Raw genomic sequence first — 16,349 nt, 5'->3', positions numbered from 1 at the left:
AATTGTGCTGTATAAACGTCCAGTTTAAAAGGAATTTCCTGCGAGGTACTACGCAAAATAAAAAGGCCGAACGCGTCGGCCTTTTTGAATAGACGGGAGAATTACAGTAAACGACGCGCAGCTTCCACCACGATTTTTACCGCATGGCTTTCTGTTTGTTTCATCGTTTCCGCATTAGGGATCTCTTGCTGAGTACGGTTCACGATAACACCTGCGACCATACCGGCACGCAGACCCTGGCTTGCGCACATGGTCAGTAGCGTGGCAGATTCCATTTCGTAGTTCATAACGCCCATAGACTGCCACTCTTCCATCGAGCCTTTGAAACGGCTCACGACGCGACCAGAGAAGGTGTCGTAACGTTCCTGGCCCGGGTAGAAGGTGTCAGAAGATGCGGTAACGCCCACGTGGGTAGTGGCGCCGATAGATTTCGCCGCTTCCACCAGCGCGGTGGTGCACTCGAAGTCCGCAACGGCCGGGAACTCCATTGGCGCGAAGTGCAGGCTTGCGCCGTCCAGACGGACAGACGCCGTGGTGACCAGGACATCACCTACATTGATATGCGGCTGGATAGCGCCAGTCGTACCGATACGCAGGAAGGTACGAATGCCCAGTTGTGCCAGTTCTTCAACGGCAATAGAGGTTGACGGGCCGCCGATACCGGTAGAGCAAACGATCACGGCTTTACCATCCAGCTCAGCACGCCAGGTAGTGAACTCGCGATGAGATGCCAGCTTAACCGGCTTATCCATCAGCGCGGCGATCTTTTCCACACGCTCCGGGTCGCCAGGGACGATAGCAAGCGTAGCCCCTTGTAAGTCGCTCTTAGTGAGGCCGAGATGAAAAACATCAGACTTAGACATAAAAACTCCTCTGTGAATCGGTTTTGTCAGAAGAAGCAAAAACACACTTTACCGAAGGCATGAACATATTTTCGTGACAGTCATCACTATGATGTAAATCAATTGCATTCAATTACCATCAAAAAGTGATGCGTATCACATAAATGATGCGATGTAAGGAAGCCCTGCACAAAAGATAGCCCGTTTAAGGCAATGTGGTTCGTTGCATGTGTCTATAGTTAACAATGCGCTTTTTGGCTGAATATTTAAGGGTACGGAGAATACCATGACAACACGACAATCTGGCTTTGCACCTGCTGTATCTCCACCGACGTCTACCACGGTTCACACTCCGGATAACGAAATTATCGCCGGTGTAACGTCCATACCTTCACAAGGCGATGATATGCCAGCGTATCACGCACGACCAAAACAAACCGATGGCTTGCTTCCCGTGGTCATTGTCGTGCAGGAGATTTTTGGTATTCATGAGCACATTCGTGACGTTTGCCGCCGTCTGGCTCTGGAAGGGTATCTGGCTATCGCACCAGAACTCTATTTTCGCGAAGGCGATCCCAATGACTTTGCCGACATCCCCACGCTGCTCAGCGGCCTTGTCGCCAAAGTGCCTGACTCTCAGGTACTGGCCGATCTGGACCACGTCGCCAGCTGGGCCTCCCGCAACGGAGGAGATGCGCACCAACTGATGATCACTGGATTCTGCTGGGGTGGACGCATTACCTGGTTGTATGCCGCACATAATCCGCAGTTAAAAGCGGCCGTGGCGTGGTATGGCAAACTGGTGGGTGATAAAACCCTCAACTCGCCGAAACATCCCGTTGATATCGCAACCGATCTTAACGCCCCCGTTTTGGGACTTTATGGCGGCCAGGATACCAGCATTCCGCAAGATACCGTTGAAACAATGCGTCAGGCGCTGCGCGCCGCCAATGCGAAAGCGGAAATCGTGGTCTATCCCGATGCCGGACATGCGTTTAACGCCGATTATCGCCCGAGCTATCACGAAGAGTCCGCGAAAGACGGCTGGCAGAGAATGCTGGAGTGGTTCGCGCAATACGGTGGGAAGAAATAATTCCCGCCAGGCAAACCAATAAACAAAACGGAGGCATCAGCCTCCGTTTTGTTTTTACGCCTGACGCAGATTCTGCGCCGCTTTAACCATGTTTGCCAGCGCAGCACGGGTTTCCGGCCAGCCGCGCGTTTTCAGGCCGCAGTCCGGGTTCACCCACAGACGCTCAGCCGGAATACGCTGCTCGGCTTTCTTCAGCAAAGCTTCAATCCACTCCACGCTCGGGACGTTCGGCGAGTGAATGTCGTAGACGCCCGGCCCGATTTCGTTCGGATAGTCGAACTCTTCGAACGACTCCAGCAGCTCCATATCAGAACGTGAAGTCTCAATAGTGATCACGTCCGCGTCCAGCGCCGCAATGGAGTCCATGATGTCGTTGAACTCGCAGTAACACATGTGGGTGTGGATCTGGGTTTCATCCTTCGCCACTGCCGCGTTAATGCGAAAGGCTTCCACGCCCCACTCCAGATACGCCGCCCAGTCGCTGCGACGCAGCGGTAAACCTTCACGCAGTGCCGGCTCATCAATCTGGATAATGCCGATCCCCGCTGCTTCCAGATCCGCCACTTCATCACGCAACGCCAGCGCAATCTGCTTCGCGATGGTTTCACGCGTCACGTCTTCACGCGGGAATGACCAGCAAAGAATGGTCACCGGACCGGTCAGCATACCTTTTACCGGTTTGTCGGTCAGTGACTGGGCATACTTCGCCCACTCCACGGTGATCGCTTCCGGGCGGCTGACGTCGCCAATGACTACCGGTGGCTTCACGCAACGGGAGCCATAGCTCTGCACCCAACCGTTCTGGGTAAAGACGAACCCGTCCAGATGCTCACCAAAGTATTCCACCATGTCGTTACGCTCGGCTTCACCGTGTACCAGCACGTCGAGCCCCAGACGCTCCTGTTCGGCGATCGCCTGTTTGATATGTTCCGCGATACCGGTGCGGTAGTTACCGGCATCCAGATTGCCCTTTTTGAAGTCCAGACGCAGACCGCGAATTTCGGTGGTTTGTGGGAATGAGCCGATAGTCGTGGTCGGCCATGCCGGCAGATTAAAGCGGGCACGTTGCGCCTCAGCACGAACCGGATAAGCGTTGGCGCGCTGGCTGTCCTGGGCAGTGATCGCCGCCAGACGTTTTTCCACTGCGGCATTGTGGACACGAGTAGAGTGACGACGAGCCTGAATCGGTGCGCTCCATTCGATAATTGCCGCCGTATCACCGCTGTTCAACGCATCACGCAGCAGCGCCAGCTCGCCGCATTTTTGCAGGGCGAAGGCAAACCAGCTCTTCACCTCTGCATCAAGGCGGGTTTCCACGCTGAGATCAATGGGGCTGTGCAGCAGGGAGCAGGAAGAAGCCACCCACAGGTCACGTTTCCCGACGATATCTTTAATTTGCGCATATTTTTCGCTGAGATCGGCGCGCCAGACGTTGCGCCCGTTCACCAGGCCCGCTGACAGCAGCCAGTCGGCAGGCAGACGTTTGTGCAGCTCGGCGACATCATCTTTACCGTGCACGAAGTCGACGTGCAGTCCCTGCACCGGCAGCGCGGTAATGGTATCCAGGTTTGGCGTTACGCCTTCGAAGTAGGTGGTCAGTAACAGCTTCACCTGGCCCCGCAATGCATCATAAGCTGGTTTGAAGGCGTCCAGCCACGCTTGCGGCAATTCCAGCACCAGAGCAGGTTCGTCAATCTGTACCCACTCAACACCGCGTTTTGCCAGCTCCGCCAGCACCTGCTGGTAAACCGGCAGAATGTCGTTCAACAGACTCAGGCGGTCAAACTGTTCGCCCTTCACTTTCCCCAGCCACAGGTAAGTTACCGGCCCCAGCAGCACAGGTTTCACCTTGTGCCCGAGCGCCAGCGCTTCGTCTACTTCATCCAGCAGTTGCGTCCAGGTCAGTTTGAACTGCTGACCTTTGGTGAACTCTGGCACCATGTAGTGATAGTTGGTATTAAACCATTTGGTCATTTCTGCCGCCGCCGCTGGCTCACCGGTCGGTGCGCGGCCACGGCCAATACGGAATAAGGTATCGATATCGACCGAGCCGTCTTTATTCTGATGACGAGCCGGAACGTTGCCGAGCAGCAGGCTGGTAGTCAGCACGTGATCGTACCAGGCAAAATCACCTACCGGCAGCAGGTCAACACCCGCCTGCTTCTGCTGCTCCCAATGGCGGGCACGCAGCTCGCGGCCAACGGCCAGCAATTCTTCACGGGAGGAATTTCCCGCCCAGTAGCTTTCTTGCGCTTTCTTCAACTCGCGACGCAGGCCAACGCGAGGGAAACCGAGGGTGTGATTCAATATTGTCATTTTTCTTCCTCTAATTATATGTAAATCCTATGGATTTTGAATTTAGGGAAGGCGGCAAGTTTACTCATCCCCAGGAGCTTACTGAAGTAAGTGACTGGGGTGGGGAAACGAAGCCAACGCACCATAAATTTAAAAGACGAAGGATTTTAGCCGTCCAGATGTTTACACATCCATAATTGGCGGTTACTGTATATTCCTCAAGCGCAATTTGTTCATGCCGAAGTGAAGGACTTTCATGATCGAGATTAAACACCTGAAAACGCTCCAGGCGTTGCGGAATAGCGGTTCGCTGGCAGCCGCCGCGGCGACGTTGCATCAGACCCAATCCGCTCTTTCTCACCAGTTCAGCGATCTGGAGCAGCGCCTTGGCTTTCGACTTTTTATCCGTAAAAGCCAGCCTCTGCGCTTTACGCCGCAGGGAGAAATCCTGCTGCAGTTAGCTAATCAGGTGTTGCCGCAAATTGGTCGTGCGCTGCAGGCTTGCAACGAACCGCAGCAAACCCGGCTGCGAATCGCAATTGAATGTCACAGTTGTATTCAATGGCTGGCGCCCGCGCTGGAGAATTTTCGTGCCAACTGGCCACAGGTGGAGATGGACTTTAAATCCGGCGTGACGTTCGATCCACAACCAGCGCTACAGCAGGATGAGCTGGATCTGGTGTTAACCTCCGACATTCTGCCGCGCAGCGGATTGCACTACTCACCGATGTTTGATTTTGAAGTCCGCCTGGTACTGGCGCCTGACCATCCGTTGGCCAGCAAAACGCAAATCACGCCGGAAGATTTGGCCAGCGAGACGCTGCTCATTTACCCAGTGCAACGGAGTCGACTGGATGTATGGCGGCATTTCCTGCAGCCTGCGGGCGTGAGCCCGTCGCTGAAGAGCGTGGATAACACCCTGCTGCTGATTCAGATGGTTGCAGCCAGAATGGGTATCGCGGCGTTACCGCACTGGGTGGTGGAGAGTTTTGAACGCCAGGGTTTAGTAGTGACTAAAACCCTGGGTGATGGATTGTGGAGCCGACTGTACGCCGCCGTGCGTGATGGCGAGCAGCGACAGCCGGTCACAGAAGCGTTTATTCGCTCAGCGCGGAATCACGCCTGCGATCACCTGCCGTTTGTGCGGAGTGCGGAACGACCCACTTTCGATGTACCCACAGTGAGGCCACTATCACAGCCGCGCCAATGATGAAGCTTGGCCAGTGAGGCTGTTGATGCCAGATAGCCAGGTTGACCAACAGCCCGGCCGGGACATGCATATTGTTCATGATACCCAGTGTGCCCGCATCCACTTGGGTCGCACCGTAGTTCCACATAAAGTAACCAACGCCGGACGCTGCCACGCCAAGAAAGACCAGAATTCCCCACTGTAGCGTGGTTGCAGGCATTTTTTGCGCATTGCCCAGCATGAACCAGGCCACGACAGCCACCATAAAGGCACCCATGTAAAACCAGGCAAAAGCATTATGCTGTGGCATTGGGCGGGTTTCCATCAGACGCTTGTAGCCCACCATACCGATGGCAAAACTAATGTTGGAAAGCTGCACCAGCAGCAGGCCAGTCCAGAAGTGGCTGGTTACCTGATCGTAACGAATAATCCCCGCGCCAATCACCGCCAGTAACGCACTGAAAGCGTAGCTCCAACGCAAACGGCGCCCGCTCATCAGGTCATAAATCAGCGTGATGTAGAGCGGCGTCAGCACGGTGAAAAGCAACAGCTCTGAAACCGTCAGATACAGGTAGGCGTGAAAACTCAGCATATACATAATGCCAAGCTGCATGGCCCCCACCAGCATATATAGCGCGATCGTTTTTACGCTGTGCCCACGGGTTCGTAAAAACGGCAGGAACACCAGCGCCGCGAGTCCAACGCGCACCAGCACCGCAAAATAGCTATCGACATGACCAGCAAGGTACTCGCCAAACAGGCTGAAGGAAAAGGCCCACAAAATAGTGGTAATGATGAGTAGCGCCACAATGGATGTCTCTTAGAACAGGGAACATCCATTGTAGCGGAGAGTTTAGTTGACAACTGGTCAACTAAAGAACAATTACTTTAAAAAGAGATCGCGCAGGTAGTGCGGCACGGCATCGTCGGCGTTGAGTCCGATGACTTCCAGCTCCGGATGCAGATCCTTCAGGCGCTGGTGGGCATTGCCCATGATGCAGCCTTTGCCCGCCATGGAGAGCATTTCCGCATCGTTCATCCCATCGCCAAAAGCGATGCAGTCTTTCAGGCTGTAGCCCATCGCTTTCGCTACCGCTTCCAGCGCATGACCTTTCGACACGCCGCCCGCCATGACTTCCAGACAGGTAAGCGTAGAGAAGCTGACGTTGACGCGATCGCCCCAGCGGGCGTTAATCGCCTGCTCCAGCGGTAGCAGTCTTTCGTGAGAGTCGGTGGTGAAGAACACTTTGCTGACGCCTTCAGGCTCCAGTAATGCAGGTTCAAACAGGGAATAGTTAAACACTGCTTCTTTGAAGAATCGCATTTCGTCCGGACGATGGCGATTCATAAACCATTCATCATCGCGATAAACGTTGGTCACGATATCCGGATTTGCATTCACTACGCCAAACAGGTCGCTGGCAATGTCGCGATCCAGGTTATGGGAAAAAACCAGATTCCCGTCAGAATCATGCACCCGCGCGCCGTTGGACGTGATCATATAGGTTTTAATGCCGAGGTTATCGCGAATTTGCCCCACATCAACATGATGACGGCCAGTCGCAAACACGAAGTTAACGCCGCGAGCGGTCAATAACTTCAGCGTCTCTTTGGCATAGGGGGACAGAGTATGGTCGGGGGAAAGCAGCGTACCGTCTAAATCAGACGCAACAACCTGATACATAAGAAAATTAAACCTCTAGGCAAAGCGGGTTCCGCTGGATGAGTTATGTTTGTCGAAAAATTCGACAATAGCGTTAAGCGCGACTGAGCGCATGGCGTCCTTTTCAAAAAGGATCTCATGGTACGCGCCTTTTATGACAAGCGGCTGACCTCCTTCTACAGGATGGCCCGCTGCGGCGCGGAGTTCACAAAAACGATCGTGCATGCGGTTATCCACTACACGTTCTTCTTCAGCCTGAATCAGCAGCGTCGGCGTCGCATCATCCCCAGCGCCAGCCAAAACCTGTTCACCAGCCAGAATCCCTTCGCGTACCCAGTGATAGGTGGGACCACCAACGCGCAACCGCGGCTCATCAGCATAGAAGCGTAGATTGCGCCGATAGCGCTGTCGACTATGGGTTAACGCATTCATACCGAACGGCAGCGCCCGCCAGCGCCCGGTTCCCATCGCATAGCCTTCGCGGATCCGCGGATGCCCTTCAGCCCAGTCCAGAATGTGGCGCACCATCCAGTCGGGAAAGCGCATCACAATACCAAACATCGGTGCACAAAGCGCGATGGCATCACACTGATTCGGGTGGCGCTGCAGGAATAACGTGGCAATCGCCCCGCCCATTGAATGCGCCAGGATATAGCGTTTTCTCCACGGGCCGGGTAGCACCTCCTGCTGCCAGAAGGCGGTTAGATCGTCGACATAGTCATTAAAGTTATCGACATGACCGCGATGCGGATCCGAAAGCATTCGCCCGGAACGCCCCTGACCACGGTGATCGATAATGAGCACGTCAAAACCAGAATGAAACAGGTCATACGCCAGTTCAGCGTATTTCACATAGCTTTCAATGCGTCCAGGACAGACGACGATGACGCGATCGTTTTTTTCTGCATGAAAACGCACAAAATGTACGGGGATATCATCCACACCCGTAAATTCCGCTTCTTCCCGCTGACGCCAGAAATCTGTCAGTGGCCCCATGGAAAAAGCAGCAAACGCGTTTTCTCTTGTTTCCCAGTCTTTTTGCTGCTGAAACATCGGGTATCCAGCCTCGTTGACCAAGTAAAATCGTTTTTTTCGCCGTCGTTGATACAACCTAACGGCAGTAGCGTATTGTGGCATAAAAATAGACAATCCGGGAGTTTCTCATGACCTTTGAATGGTGGTTCGCCTACCTGCTGACCTCTATTATTTTGAGCTTGTCTCCAGGCTCTGGCGCAATCAACACTATGACCACTGCCATCAGCCATGGTTATCGCGGTGCCAGCGCGTCGATTGCGGGTTTACAGACCGGGCTGGGCATTCATATCGTTTTGGTAGGCGTGGGGCTGGGAACGCTATTTTCACGTTCGGTGATCGCATTTGAGGTGCTGAAGTGGGCGGGAGCGGCCTATCTGATTTGGCTGGGTATTCAACAATGGCGGGCTGCGGGCGCTATCGATCTGAACACCATGGCGAATACACAATCACGCAGCCGCCTGTTCAAACGCGCGGTCTTTGTGAATCTGACCAACCCCAAAAGCATTGTTTTTCTTGCCGCCCTGTTCCCGCAGTTTATCCTGCCGCAGGAACCGCAACTGATGCAGTACGTGGTGCTTGGCGTTACGACCATCGTGGTCGATATCATTGTGATGATCGGTTACGCGACGCTGGCCACGCGCATTGCAGGCTGGATTAAAGGACCAAAGCAAATGAAGGCGCTCAACAAAGTGTTTGGCTCGCTATTTATGCTGATAGGCGCTCTGCTGGCATCGGCAAGGCATGCCTAGCCAATGGAACGGCACTCGCAAAGAAATGCTAACAGTATGAACGTCTGAATATGACTTTCCGCACTTAGCCGCAAAGGAGGAAAAGTCTTTTATTCTGCGCTGTTAGGTGTTGAATACCAGTGTAAGAATGCCGCCACTCTCACTTCTCACGGATGATGGACGATGGCGGAAGCAACGACACCCCATGACGCAGTATTTAAGACCTTCCTCTCCCGCGTGGAAACCGCGCGGGACTTTATCGAACTTCATCTTCCTCCCTCGTTAATCAAAATCTGCAAACTGGAAACGCTCCGTCTGGAATCAGGCAGTTTTGTGGAGGACGATCTGCGCCCCTATTTCAGCGATATTCTCTACTCACTGGAAACCACCAGCGGACAAGGCTATGTACATGTGCTTATTGAGCATCAAAGCTCACCTGACAAGCATATGTCATTTCGCCTGATGCGCTACGCTATCGCCGCGATGCAACGTCATCTTGAGGCTGGAAACGACACTCTACCGCTGGTGATTCCAGTGCTCTTTTACCATGGCAAGCAAAGCCCATGGCAAGGCTCAATGAACTGGCTGGATCACTTTGAGGATTCGGGAACCGCCCTTCAACTTTACAGCACACCGTTTCCGTTGGTGGATGTGACGGTTATTCCAGATGATGAAATCATGCAGCATCGCAGTATGGCGGCGCTGACATTAGTGCAAAAGCATATTCGCCAGCGCGACATGGCACAGCTGCTGGATAAACTTACCCGCCTGTTTATGCTGGAGAAGATGAGCGGACAACAAATAACCGTGCTGGTAAACTACATGGTGCAAGCAGGGAATACACAAGATGTTCAGACATTACTGTATAAGCTGGCACAGCGTGTGCCGCAGCATGGAGACAAACTGATGACAATGGCGGATCAACTAAAGCAGATAGGCCGTGAAGAGGGCAAACGCATTGCCCTCACTGATGTAGCAAAAGCAATGCTCAAGCGAGGTCTTGATACCGATGCGATTATGGAAATGACCGGCCTTTCGAAGGATGAATTACAGAAGCTTGCGCAATAAACCGTACTCCGCCTGGGACTCCCAGGCGGGTAACAAACTTAGCGCGAAATAATCAGGTGGATGCCGAAACCCGCGAACAGCGCCCCGGCAAAACCGTCAATCCACTTCGCCAGGCGCTGATAGCCACGACGCATCTTCGGCAGCGCAAACAGGCTGGCAACCACGGTAAACCACGCCAGCGTTTCCACAATAATCAGGGCAAAAATCCCCCAACGCGCTCCCGTTCCGACGTTGTCGCCAACAAATAACGAGAAGACGGAGCCAAAATAGATAATGGCTTTAGGGTTCGCCAGATTGGTCAGCAGGCCTTTCAAGAAGCTGCGTCCGCTCTGCGCCAGCTCAACCTGCGGAGTGGGAGCTGCAACATCCTGTTTTTTAAATGCGCCGCGCAGCATCTGGTAACCCATCCAGCACAGATACAGCCCCCCACCTACCATAATAATGGTGTGCAGCCAGGCCATTTTTTCGATAATCAGATGCAGGCCGAGCAGCGCCACGCCAGCCCAGACCATGACGCCGCAGGTAATACCCAGCACGCCCATCATCGCTTCTTTGCGCGAACGGCTAACCGCAGTTTGAGAAACAAAAAAGAAATCGGGACCGGGGCTCATCAGCGCAACGATATGCACCAACGCAACGGTGAAAAATAGCGTTAACATAAAAATGACTCGCGGGGGAATAGTTCAGTGAGTCACCATCCTGGCACTTTTTTGCCCGGCTGACTACTCTTCGTCGTCACCATCAACGTGTGCGCGGATAAGCGCCATAAACTCTTTGCCAAAACGTTCAAGTTTACGCATTCCCACGCCGTTGACGCTCAGCATTTCACTCGGTGAAACCGGCATTTGTTCGGCCATTTCAATCAACGTAGCGTCGTTGAACACCACGTACGGCGGGATGTTCTCTTCATCAGCAATGGCTTTACGCAGCTTACGCAATTTGGCGAATAGTTTGCGGTCATAGTTGCCGCCGAAGGATTTCTGCATCGCGCGCGGTTTCAGCGCCACAATACGCGGCACGGCAAGCTGTAGTGGAACTTCACCGCGCAGCACCGGACGCGCGGCTTCGGTTAACTGTAACGCGGAGTGATGAGCAATATTCTGCGTCACCAGGCCCAGGTGAATAAGCTGGCGAATAACGCTCACCCAGTGTTCGTGGCTTTGCTCGCGACCAATGCCATAGACCGGCAGTTTGTCATGAGCCAGTTCGCGAATACGCTGGTTATTCGCTCCGCGCAGCACTTCCACGACGTACCCCATGCCGAAGCGTTGGTTAACACGGTAAATCGTCGACAGCGCTTTACGCGCATCCATGAGTCCGTCGTACTGCTTTGGCGGATCGAGGCAGATGTCGCAGTTACCACACGGCTCCTGACGCCCTTCGCCAAAATAATTCAGCAGCACCAGGCGACGACAGGTTTGTGCCTCGGCAAACGCCCCCATCGCATTGAGCTTATGCCGTTCGATATCCAGCAGTTGCCCAGCGGGTTTCTCTTCGAGGCAACGGCGTAGCCATGCCATATCAGCTGGATCGTAAAACAGCATCGCTTCCGCCGGTAGACCATCACGCCCGGCGCGGCCGGTTTCCTGGTAATAGGATTCGATATTGCGCGGAATGTCGAAATGCACCACGAAGCGTACGTTAGGTTTGTTGATCCCCATACCGAACGCCACGGTCGCCACCACGATTTGCAGGTCGTCGCGCTGGAATTTCTCCTGCACCTCGGCGCGTACGGCATTTTCCAGCCCGGCATGATAAGCCCCGGCGCTGATGCCACGGCTTTGCAGACGCGCGGCGGTGTCCTCGACTTTAGCGCGACTGTTACAGTAGATAATGCCAGACTTACCGCGCTGCTCTTGCACGTAGCGCATCAGCTGATCGAGCGGCTTAAACTTCTCCATCAACATGTAGCGAATGTTCGGGCGGTCAAAGCTGCTGATCTGAATTAACGGGTCGTTGAGTCCCAGCAGACGCACAATATCCAGCCGGGTTGTCTCATCCGCGGTCGCGGTCAGCGCCACAAACGGCAGGGTTGGGAAACGTTGGCGCAACTGTCCCAGCGCCGCATATTCGGGGCGGAAATCATGCCCCCACTGCGAAATACAGTGCGCTTCATCAACCGCCAGCAGCATCGGATTCCAGTGCGCCAGATGCTCAAGGAAGTTATCCAGCATCAGACGTTCGGGCGCAATGTACAGTAAGCGAATCTGTCCTGTACGACAGCCTGCCATCACCTCAAGCTGCTGCTCACGACTTTGAGTAGAGTTAAGGCACGCCGCCGCCACGCCGTTGGCCAGCAGTTGATCGACCTGATCCTTCATCAAGGAAATCAGCGGAGAAACAACAACGGTGAGTCCGTTTAGCAATAATGCGGGAATTTGATAGCACAGGGATTTACCGCCGCCGGTCGGCATAACGACCAGGCAGTCGCGACCAGAGAGCACGGTATCAATGATTTCTTCCTGACCAGGGCGAAACTGTTGGTAGCCAAAGGTTTCTTGCAAAACCTGTTTAGCGCCCATTTCCAGATTCAACACTTCCGCCTGCGCCACATTAACCCCATTAGCCTGAAATAAAAACAGGCGCTATTTTCAGCGCCTGAGAGAGAAACTGCAACGATTAAAATACTCTCAATACTTATCAGAAGATATCGTTGAGCATCACGCCCACACCAACACGGGTCTGATTGAAGTTATAGTCAATCAGCGATTCGCCGTAACCGCTGTAAACCTGGGTGTAAAGACGAACATGCTTCGTAATGGGGTAACTGACACCCAACTCAGCGCCACCGTAACCGGTATTCCAGTTGTACTGACCTTTCGCACTTAAGACGGCGTCACCGAGGTGATAACCCAGTTTGAGCTGATAGTAGCCCATATATTTTGTGATATCCGGGTTATCATCAGTGCTGCCGATGACGTACCACGGCTTAACTTCCACCAGCCAGTTACCGTTTTCAGCCATCAGGCGAGTATAAAGACGGTTCCAGCTACGTGAAGTGGGATCGGAGCGGCCGTTAGAGTCATGGTTATAACCCATTTCGACATCACGAAGCGTCCAACCGGCAAAGCGGTAGTCGGTGGCGAAACCGAGGAACAATTGCGGTTCGTAGTTGGTTTCGCGAAACGGTGAAGACTCTTCACTGTTAGAAAGCTGCCACCAGGATTTCTGGGTATAGGAGCCGCCGAGTACCGAATTTGGGCCTAATATCCCGCGCCACAGCGGAAACGCCAGGCTTAGCTGAAACTTAACCTCATCTTTGCGCGCATTTTCGGACCAGCTATAGCTGCTGATCGCCTCTTTGTTCATGTCGCTGGTATTGGTGTAGATAAGATAGTTAGTGTCATAAGGATAAAGCGTGAAAGGGTTGTCATGTTCCTGCAGCATGTTGGCGATAATACTGCCACGAACCGCCGGTGCATCATGAATCTCTTTCACTGTCGCTTCCTGCGCATACGCGGTCAACGGCAGCATGACTGCTGGTAGTAACCATCCCAAAATCGCCCGCATCGGTACTGTTCTCCTGAACCAAAATATTGATGAATTGTATAATTATCTGGCAAGTATTCTACATACTTAGCGAGTTCCTCGTTAGTTATCCCGTCCTAAAGTAGAAAACAACAAATAATAAGCATAATATCAACATTTAATTAACCATTAAGATGTAGGGATCATATGTCTGCTGTACTTACTGCTGAGGAAGCGCTGAAGTTAGTGGGTGAAATGTTTGTCTATCATATGCCGTTTAACCGGGCGCTGGGACTTGAGCTTGAACGCTATGAGAAAGAATTTGCTCAATTAGCCTTTAATAATCAACCGATGATGGTCGGCAACTGGGCGCAAAGCATTTTGCATGGCGGCGTGATCGCCTCGGCGCTGGACGTCGCCGCCGGACTGGTGTGCGTTGGCAGTACGCTAACCCGCCATGAGACGATCAGTGAGGACGAACTGCGTCAGCGGATGTCACGCATGGGAACCATCGATTTGCGCGTTGATTACCTGCGCCCAGGGAAAGGGAATCGCTTTACCGCCACCAGCAGCCTGCTGCGGGCGGGTAATAAAGTCGCCGTGGCACGCGTGGAACTGCATAACGAAGAACAGCTTTATATTGCCAGCGCAACCGCCACTTATATGGTGGGGTAAGCAGCCAAAAAAAGGTAAACTGCTGTTACATTTCTGCAATGAGTTTTCCCGATGGATGCTAAACAAACGCGGCAGGGCGTGTTACTCGCTCTTGCTGCTTATTTTATTTGGGGTATCGCACCTGCCTACTTCAAGCTGATTTACTATGTCCCGGCGGATGAGATCCTGACGCACCGTGTCATCTGGTCATTTTTCTTCATGGTGGTGCTGATGAGCATCAGCCGCCAATGGTCGGGTGTCAAAACGCTGCTCCAAACGCCAAAGAAGATCTTCCTGCTGGCGCTCTCGGCGGTGCTCATCGGCGGAAACTGGCTGCTGTTCATTTGGGCGGTCAATAATCACCATATGCTGGAAGCCAGCCTCGGCTATTTTATTAACCCGCTGGTGAATATTGTGCTGGGAATGCTTTTCCTCGGCGAACGCTTTCGTCGCATGCAGTGGCTGGCGGTACTGTTAGCCGCATGCGGCGTGCTGGTACAGCTGTGGACCTTCGGATCGCTGCCAATCATCGCGCTGGGACTGGCGTTCAGCTTTGCGTTCTATGGCCTGGTGCGCAAGAAGATTGCGGTCGAAGCACAAACCGGCATGCTGATCGAAACCCTGTGGCTTTTACCCGTTGCAGCCATCTATCTGTTTGGCATTGCCGACAGCCCAACCAGCCATATGGGGCAAAACCCGATGTCGCTCAATTTGCTGCTGATTGCTGCGGGTGTCGTGACCACCATTCCGCTGCTGTGCTTTACCGGCGCGGCAACCCGCCTGCGTCTGTCGACGCTGGGTTTTTTCCAGTACATTGGCCCTACGCTGATGTTCCTGCTGGCGGTAACGTTCTACGGTGAAGTACCGGGTGCGGACAAGATGGTCACTTTCGCGTTTATCTGGGTCGCGCTGGCGATTTTCGTGATGGATGCGATTTATACGCAACGACGGATTCGTCGGAGCTAGGGGATTGCCGGATGGCGCTTCGCTTATCCGGCCTACAAAAGCACATCACCGTAGGCCGGATAAGTCACCGCCATTACAGCCAGTTCTTGCGCTTAAAGTACAGATACGGCGCCAGACCGGCGAGCATCATAAAGACAATCGCCCCAGGATAACCAAAGCTCCAGTGCAGTTCCGGCATGAACTCAAAGTTCATCCCATAGCTGGACGCCACCAGCGTCGGCGGCAGGAACACCACAGAAACCACCGAGAAGATCTTGATGATGCGGTTCTGCTCGATGTTGATAAAACCCATCGCCGCCTGCATCAGGAAGTTAACCTTCTGGAACAGCGATTCATTGTGCGGCAGCAGAGATTCGATATCGCGCAGGATCTCACGCGCCTGCTCCAGCTGACTGCCCGGCAACCGCGCTTTACGCACCAGGAAGTTCAGTGCACGTTGGGTATCCATCAGACACAAGCGTACCTTCCAGCCGATATCTTCCAGTTCCGCCAGCGTCGACAGCGCTTCGTCATATTCATCGCCCTGACGCCCTTCCATGATCACACGGCTGAGTTTTTCCAGGTCGCTGTAGATGTTTTCGATCTCATCCGCCAGCTGTTCAATTTTGGTTTCGAACAGGTCGAGCAACAGCTCGTAGGCATTGCCATCCACCATAGCCTGGTTACGCGCACGCATGCGGTACAGGCGAAAGGCCGGCAATTCGCGCTCACGCAGGGTAAACAGACGGCCTTCGCGAATAGTAAATGCGACGGTTGAGTTACCCGCGTGATCGTCGGCATCTTCATAAAAGAAGAAAGAGTGAATGTGCAGACCGTCTTCGTCTTCAAAAAAACGCGCGGATGCTTCGATGTCTTCCAGTTCAGGGCGCGTAGCCAGATTCTGGCCCAAGTCCTTTTGCACACGGTTTCGTTCTTCGTCATCCGGCTCGACTAAATCGACCCAAACCGAACTGGCCAGGTGCTCGATCTCGTCTGCCTCAAGGCGAGTTAAACGATTGTTTTCCAGTTGAAATGCGCTCAGCATGACCGGGACTCCCAATGCAAAAAATTATCGGACAGTTCGGAGGGCACACAGAAACAAATTGGGTTTCAGACCATTAAACAGCCTGACTCAGCGCGACGGGAAAAATAGAAGGTCGCTGACAACCGCGAAGGCTATCAGCAAAAAGGGATAGCCTTAGGAGTTGATCCTGGATGACAGGATAATGAGCCAGTATCTACTGGGTGTGTCCAAGGCGAATGTCCTCTTAGCGTAATCGTGCGCGCATGTTACGCCAGCAAAATTTTGACGTCAACACGCAACGAAACGCTAGCCTGGATAAATTACCTGCTCATCAGTAAGGCTAGC

The 16,349-nt window shown here is 53.4% G+C and carries 16 protein-coding genes; 6 read left to right on the top strand and 10 right to left on the bottom strand.

Annotated features, from left to right (window positions below; all coding sequences use genetic code 11):
* Nucleotides 1–101 precede the first annotated feature (101 nt).
* Nucleotides 102–863, bottom strand: coding sequence for a uridine phosphorylase (gene udp, locus C2U41_RS22850; protein WP_003017903.1), 762 nt, complete (start codon nt 861–863; stop codon nt 102–104).
* A gap of 265 nt (nt 864–1,128) precedes the next feature.
* On the opposite strand from udp, the gene C2U41_RS22845 reads away from it, so the two are divergent.
* On the top strand, nt 1,129–1,935 hold the full coding sequence (locus C2U41_RS22845) for a dienelactone hydrolase family protein (RefSeq protein ID WP_016151242.1): 807 nt from the start codon (nt 1,129–1,131) through the stop codon (nt 1,933–1,935).
* Between the two features lie 54 nt (nt 1,936–1,989).
* Here C2U41_RS22845 and metE read toward each other — a convergent pair whose 3' ends face one another.
* Nucleotides 1,990–4,251 carry a 5-methyltetrahydropteroyltriglutamate--homocysteine S-methyltransferase gene (gene metE, locus C2U41_RS22840; RefSeq protein WP_103848948.1) on the bottom strand — a complete coding sequence of 754 codons (2,262 nt, stop codon included), beginning with the start codon at nt 4,249–4,251 and terminating at the stop codon, nt 1,990–1,992.
* Between the two features lie 235 nt (nt 4,252–4,486).
* On the opposite strand from metE, the gene metR reads away from it, so the two are divergent.
* Complete coding sequence (gene metR, locus C2U41_RS22835; protein ID WP_048217002.1) at nt 4,487–5,440, top strand: HTH-type transcriptional regulator MetR; 954 nt, start codon at nt 4,487–4,489, stop codon at nt 5,438–5,440.
* Here metR and C2U41_RS22830 read toward each other — a convergent pair.
* The 3 genes from C2U41_RS22830 to pldB all read right to left on the bottom strand — a co-directional run bounded on the left by C2U41_RS22830 (nt 5,328) and on the right by pldB (nt 8,135).
* Nucleotides 5,328–6,227 (bottom strand): carboxylate/amino acid/amine transporter, encoded by a 900-nt coding sequence (locus C2U41_RS22830; protein WP_049002227.1) that lies wholly within the window; start codon nt 6,225–6,227, stop codon nt 5,328–5,330. The genes metR and C2U41_RS22830 overlap by 113 nt on opposite strands.
* Nucleotides 6,228–6,302: 75 nt before the next feature.
* Nucleotides 6,303–7,103, bottom strand: a complete 801-nt coding sequence (yigL, locus tag C2U41_RS22825) for a sugar/pyridoxal phosphate phosphatase YigL (RefSeq protein ID WP_003017910.1) — start codon at nt 7,101–7,103, stop codon at nt 6,303–6,305.
* A gap of 15 nt (nt 7,104–7,118) precedes the next feature.
* Complete coding sequence (pldB, locus tag C2U41_RS22820; RefSeq protein ID WP_003017911.1) at nt 7,119–8,135, bottom strand: lysophospholipase L2; 1,017 nt, start codon at nt 8,133–8,135, stop codon at nt 7,119–7,121.
* A 110-nt stretch (nt 8,136–8,245) separates the two neighbouring features.
* Between pldB and rhtB the strand changes: the two genes are divergently transcribed.
* Together rhtB and C2U41_RS22810 are read left to right on the top strand one after the other, a co-directional pair.
* Nucleotides 8,246–8,866 carry a homoserine/homoserine lactone efflux protein gene (rhtB, locus tag C2U41_RS22815; protein WP_003828938.1) on the top strand — a complete coding sequence of 207 codons (621 nt, stop codon included), beginning with the start codon at nt 8,246–8,248 and terminating at the stop codon, nt 8,864–8,866.
* Between the two features lie 162 nt (nt 8,867–9,028).
* The gene (locus C2U41_RS22810) at nt 9,029–9,913 is read left to right on the top strand and encodes an Rpn family recombination-promoting nuclease/putative transposase (RefSeq protein ID WP_032938478.1); all 885 of its coding nucleotides are present in this window, start codon (nt 9,029–9,031) and stop codon (nt 9,911–9,913) included.
* 38 nt (nt 9,914–9,951) lie between these two features.
* Here the strand turns inward: C2U41_RS22810 and rhtC are convergent, their stop codons facing one another.
* The 3 genes from rhtC to pldA all read right to left on the bottom strand — a co-directional run bounded on the left by rhtC (nt 9,952) and on the right by pldA (nt 13,423).
* On the bottom strand, nt 9,952–10,572 hold the full coding sequence (rhtC, locus tag C2U41_RS22805; protein ID WP_003828942.1) for a threonine export protein RhtC: 621 nt from the start codon (nt 10,570–10,572) through the stop codon (nt 9,952–9,954).
* Nucleotides 10,573–10,635: 63 nt separating this feature from the next.
* Nucleotides 10,636–12,465 carry an ATP-dependent DNA helicase RecQ gene (gene recQ, locus C2U41_RS22800; protein WP_003841217.1) on the bottom strand — a complete coding sequence of 610 codons (1,830 nt, stop codon included), beginning with the start codon at nt 12,463–12,465 and terminating at the stop codon, nt 10,636–10,638.
* A gap of 88 nt (nt 12,466–12,553) precedes the next feature.
* Nucleotides 12,554–13,423 (bottom strand): phospholipase A, encoded by an 870-nt coding sequence (gene pldA, locus C2U41_RS22795; RefSeq protein WP_003017916.1) that lies wholly within the window; start codon nt 13,421–13,423, stop codon nt 12,554–12,556.
* Between the two features lie 165 nt (nt 13,424–13,588).
* Here pldA and yigI point away from each other — a divergent pair, with 165 nt between their 5' ends.
* Together yigI and rarD are read left to right on the top strand one after the other, a co-directional pair.
* Nucleotides 13,589–14,056 (top strand): acyl-CoA thioesterase YigI, encoded by a 468-nt coding sequence (gene yigI / locus C2U41_RS22790; protein ID WP_103848949.1) that lies wholly within the window; start codon nt 13,589–13,591, stop codon nt 14,054–14,056.
* 51 nt (nt 14,057–14,107) lie between these two features.
* Complete coding sequence (gene rarD / locus C2U41_RS22785; RefSeq protein ID WP_048217004.1) at nt 14,108–15,001, top strand: EamA family transporter RarD; 894 nt, start codon at nt 14,108–14,110, stop codon at nt 14,999–15,001.
* 73 nt (nt 15,002–15,074) lie between these two features.
* Here rarD and corA read toward each other — a convergent pair whose 3' ends face one another.
* Nucleotides 15,075–16,025, bottom strand: a complete 951-nt coding sequence (gene corA, locus C2U41_RS22780) for a magnesium/cobalt transporter CorA (protein WP_003017920.1) — start codon at nt 16,023–16,025, stop codon at nt 15,075–15,077.
* Nucleotides 16,026–16,178: 153 nt separating this feature from the next.
* The gene (ysgD, locus tag C2U41_RS29805) at nt 16,179–16,235 is read right to left on the bottom strand and encodes a YsgD/CorL family protein (protein WP_212723238.1); all 57 of its coding nucleotides are present in this window, start codon (nt 16,233–16,235) and stop codon (nt 16,179–16,181) included.
* Nucleotides 16,236–16,349: the final 114 nt, after the last annotated feature.

It is taken from the genome of Citrobacter freundii complex sp. CFNIH4 (genome assembly GCF_002934505.1).
In the GTDB taxonomy this organism is placed as follows: domain Bacteria; phylum Pseudomonadota; class Gammaproteobacteria; order Enterobacterales; family Enterobacteriaceae; genus Citrobacter; species Citrobacter freundii.
This window is presented reverse-complemented; position numbering and strand designations above follow the sequence as displayed.

What these genes read in the sequence shown, in the direction of transcription:
- yigL (WP_003017910.1), bottom strand. Translation starts at nt 7,103, where the DNA reads ATGTATCAGGTTGTTGCGTCTGATTTAGACGGTACGCTGCTTTCCCCC.
- rhtB (WP_003828938.1), top strand. Translation starts at nt 8,246, where the DNA reads ATGACCTTTGAATGGTGGTTCGCCTACCTGCTGACCTCTATTATTTTG.
- udp (WP_003017903.1), bottom strand. Translation starts at nt 863, where the DNA reads ATGTCTAAGTCTGATGTTTTTCATCTCGGCCTCACTAAGAGCGACTTA.
- C2U41_RS22845 (WP_016151242.1), top strand. Translation starts at nt 1,129, where the DNA reads ATGACAACACGACAATCTGGCTTTGCACCTGCTGTATCTCCACCGACG.
- C2U41_RS22810 (WP_032938478.1), top strand. Translation starts at nt 9,029, where the DNA reads ATGGCGGAAGCAACGACACCCCATGACGCAGTATTTAAGACCTTCCTC.
- pldA (WP_003017916.1), bottom strand. Translation starts at nt 13,423, where the DNA reads ATGCGGGCGATTTTGGGATGGTTACTACCAGCAGTCATGCTGCCGTTG.
- pldB (WP_003017911.1), bottom strand. Translation starts at nt 8,135, where the DNA reads ATGTTTCAGCAGCAAAAAGACTGGGAAACAAGAGAAAACGCGTTTGCT.
- rhtC (WP_003828942.1), bottom strand. Translation starts at nt 10,572, where the DNA reads ATGTTAACGCTATTTTTCACCGTTGCGTTGGTGCATATCGTTGCGCTG.
- metE (WP_103848948.1), bottom strand. Translation starts at nt 4,251, where the DNA reads ATGACAATATTGAATCACACCCTCGGTTTCCCTCGCGTTGGCCTGCGT.
- yigI (WP_103848949.1), top strand. Translation starts at nt 13,589, where the DNA reads ATGTCTGCTGTACTTACTGCTGAGGAAGCGCTGAAGTTAGTGGGTGAA.
- metR (WP_048217002.1), top strand. Translation starts at nt 4,487, where the DNA reads ATGATCGAGATTAAACACCTGAAAACGCTCCAGGCGTTGCGGAATAGC.
- corA (WP_003017920.1), bottom strand. Translation starts at nt 16,025, where the DNA reads ATGCTGAGCGCATTTCAACTGGAAAACAATCGTTTAACTCGCCTTGAG.
- rarD (WP_048217004.1), top strand. Translation starts at nt 14,108, where the DNA reads ATGGATGCTAAACAAACGCGGCAGGGCGTGTTACTCGCTCTTGCTGCT.